Source organism: Paracoccus marcusii (assembly GCF_006151785.1).
Lineage (GTDB): Bacteria > Pseudomonadota > Alphaproteobacteria > Rhodobacterales > Rhodobacteraceae > Paracoccus > Paracoccus marcusii.
Genome location: NZ_VDDD01000211.1, coordinates 1 through 3,047 on the forward strand (window position 1 = coordinate 1; position 3,047 = coordinate 3,047).

The 3,047-nt window shown below is 69.7% G+C and carries 2 protein-coding genes; one reads left to right on the top strand and one right to left on the bottom strand.

Annotation, left to right across the window (positions count from 1 at the left end; genetic code table 11):
- Positions 1-934 (top strand): [protein-PII] uridylyltransferase family protein (locus tag FHD68_RS18160; RefSeq protein WP_482811974.1); only part of this gene is annotated, 934 nt, incomplete at its 5' end.
- On the opposite strand, the gene FHD68_RS18165 is transcribed toward FHD68_RS18160, so the two are convergent.
- The coding region (locus FHD68_RS18165) for a glycosyltransferase (RefSeq protein WP_139086483.1) at positions 931-3,047 on the bottom strand (2,117 nt) is incomplete at its 5' end. The two genes, FHD68_RS18160 and FHD68_RS18165, sit on opposite strands and share 4 nt — an antisense overlap.

Here is a 3,047-nt window from a genome sequence, read left to right on the forward strand (position 1 = left end):
CGTGGCGGCGCTGCTGCCGGTGACCGCCGCCGATTTCGCGCGCCGCCATGGCCCGCCGCCGGGCCGCGGCGCGGTCGTGGTGGGCATGGGTTCCCTGGGCGCGCGGGTGCTGAACGCCGGGTCGGACCTGGATCTGATCGTGATCTATGACGCGGACGGGGTCGATGCCTCGGACGGGCCGCGCCCGCTGGCCGCGCGCCCCTATTACGCCCGGTTGACGCAGGCGATGGTCACCGCCCTGTCTGCGCCCACCGCCGAAGGCCGGCTGTACGAGGTCGACATGCGGCTGCGCCCGTCGGGGCGGCAGGGGCCGGTGGCGACCTCGATCGACAGCTTCGGCACCTACCAGATGACCGAGGCCTGGACATGGGAGCATCTGGCCCTGACCCGCGCGCGCTGCGTCGCGCAGATCGGGCCCGATGCGGATATGCTGTGCCAGCAGATCGAGACCCTGCGCCTGAAGGTGCTGGCCGAACGCGGCATCGATCCGCGTGTTTTGCCCGACACAGGCCAGATGCGTGACCGCCTGTTCGCCGCAAAGCCGCCGGGCGGGGCCTTCGACGTGCGACAGGGGGCCGGGCGGCTGCAGGACATCGACCTGCTGGCGCAGAGCTGCGCCTTGCGGGCGGGCGATCCGGCGCGGTCGACGCTGGCGCAGTTGCGGGCGGGTCGCCGGGCGGGGCTGCTGACGACGGAACAGGCGGACCGCCTGTCGTCGATCTGGCGGGGATTGTGGCGCGTGCATGCCGCCGCCCGCCTGTTGACGGACAGGGCGCTGGACATGGACGTGATCGGGCGCGGAGGCCAGGATTTCCTGCTGCGCGAGGTCGAGGCCGACAGCCCCGATACCCTGCGTGATCGGCTGTCCGACGATTTCGCCACGGTGCAGGCCCTCGTCGAGGGACATCTGTCGGACGAAAGTCCGCCCGACTAGCCGCTGGCGGCGCGGTCCTGAGGATAGCGCATGGCATCCGGTTCGACTGCCGGCGCATCGATCTGGACCAGGTTGGGCTGTCCCGCGGTGGCCTGTCCGGCGCTGCTCTGCAGGTCCGCCGCCACCTCTGCCAGGGACCGGCCGCCGATCTGGCCCAGGACCGGGATCGAGACCATGCCCGGTGCCAGGGGGATGACGGGGGCATCCGCCGCCTCGACGAACAGGCCGTGGGCGGTCTTGTCCCAGTAGAAGGGCTTGGCCACGACCTCGTAGATGGCCTTCCACCCGGCCAGGCATCCAAGCGGAAAATAGAGATGGAGCGTCGGCACCCAAGGCATCAGATGGCGGTGCTTTGCCCCACTGACCGCACGCATGCCGACGAAGATGCTCAGCGCCTCGGACGCGACGAACAATCCGAACAGGCCCACGATCGCCCAAGAGCCTACCCCGGTTTCCAGCGGTGCGCGCAGCGGATGCGGCAGGCCGAAGGTCAGCAGCCAGAAGCTCCACAGGATCGGTGCCAGAAGGTATTGCGACAGCGCCCCCAGGAACTGGACCTGAAAGCCCCAGAAGCGCCACGCCCCCAGATCGCGGTAGAGCGCCGCAGGATCGCGCATGTGCACCGCCCAGGTCATCGCGTATCCCTTGAGCCAGCGCGACCGCTGCTTGACCCATGGCAGGGCGCGGCAGTTCGCCTCCTCATCGGTGGTGGTCTCGATGATCTCTGTCCGGTATCCGCGCCGGGCCAGGCGGACGCCCAGATCGGCGTCCTCGGTCACGTTCCATGCATCCCATGCGCCGACCCGTTCCAGCAGGTGGCGGCGAAAGAACAGGGTGGTGCCGCCCAGGGGCACGATCAGCCCTAGACGCGCGACCCCCGGCAGCAGGATGCGGAACCAGCTTGCGTATTCGATGGTAAAGCACCGCGCCAGCCAGTTGGTGCGCGGGTTGTAGTAGTCCAACGCTCCCTGCAGGCATGCGACGTCCGCAGGCGCGACATGAAAGCGGCGCGCGACCTTGTGCAGTTGATCGGGATCGGGTCGGTCCTCGGCGTCCCAGATGCCCACGATCTGGCCGCGGCAGAAGTTCAGCGCATAATTCAGCGCCCGGGGCTTGGTCTTGATCGGCCCGTCGGGCACCCGCACGACGCGGATCCAATGCGGCAGGCGCACGCCGTCCAGCGCGGCCTCGGTGATCTCGTCGCTGGCCTCGATCACCAACAGGATGTCGGTCAGTTCCCGCGGATAGTCCAGCCGCGCCAGCCGTGCGACCAGCTTGCCCGCGACGTCCTTTTCGTGAAACAGCGGCACCATGACCGAGATCAGCGGCAGCGCAGCCTCCATCAGCGGGGGGACAGGATGACCCTGTCGGACGGCCAGCGCATGGGCATCCTGCTCGCGCAGCGCCCGCCGCGCCGCCAGGAACGACGCCAGCTTCAGCCCGCTCTGCGTCACCAGGGTCAGCACCGCCCAGAACGTCAGCAGCCCCACGATCAACGTCGGGACCAGGATCAGGCCGGCCGCGGTCAGGGCCAGCGCCGCGATCGCCAGGCGTGCCGTCCGGGCCTGATCCTGCGTGCGACAGCTTTCGATGGCGGGGACGCGCGTCTCCGCCTCGCGGATCAGGCGGGTCCGGCGGGAGTTCAGCACCCCGCCCTGGGCCTGGTCCGCACTGCACAGCAACATGCGGACCTGGCCGAACTGGCGCGGCAGCAGGGGCAGCACGGCCGCGAAATCATCGGGCCGCGCCGTCGCGATCCAGGTCACCCCGCCGATTCGCCGCCAAGGCAGCAGCCCGTGCGTCAGGCAGAACCCGGCCCCTGCGTCGTCGATCAGCCGCGGGTCGGCGGGCGTCACGTCGGGGTCGATGGCGGTGGTGCGCCACTGCCGCGACAGCGCGCGGGCCAGGGCGGCGGGCTGGACCATCCCTTGGGCCAGCAATACCTGGTCCAGCCGCAGGCTCAGCTTTTGCTGGATCACCGTCGCCTTGAGCAGGTCCCCCGCATCGACCACCCCGTCTTCCAGCAGGATCTGCCCAAGCGACGTAAGCGTCCGGTCTGACTGCCCTGCCGCGTGGTGAGCGTGGGAGATAGTGTCCGCTATAGATGGTGGAC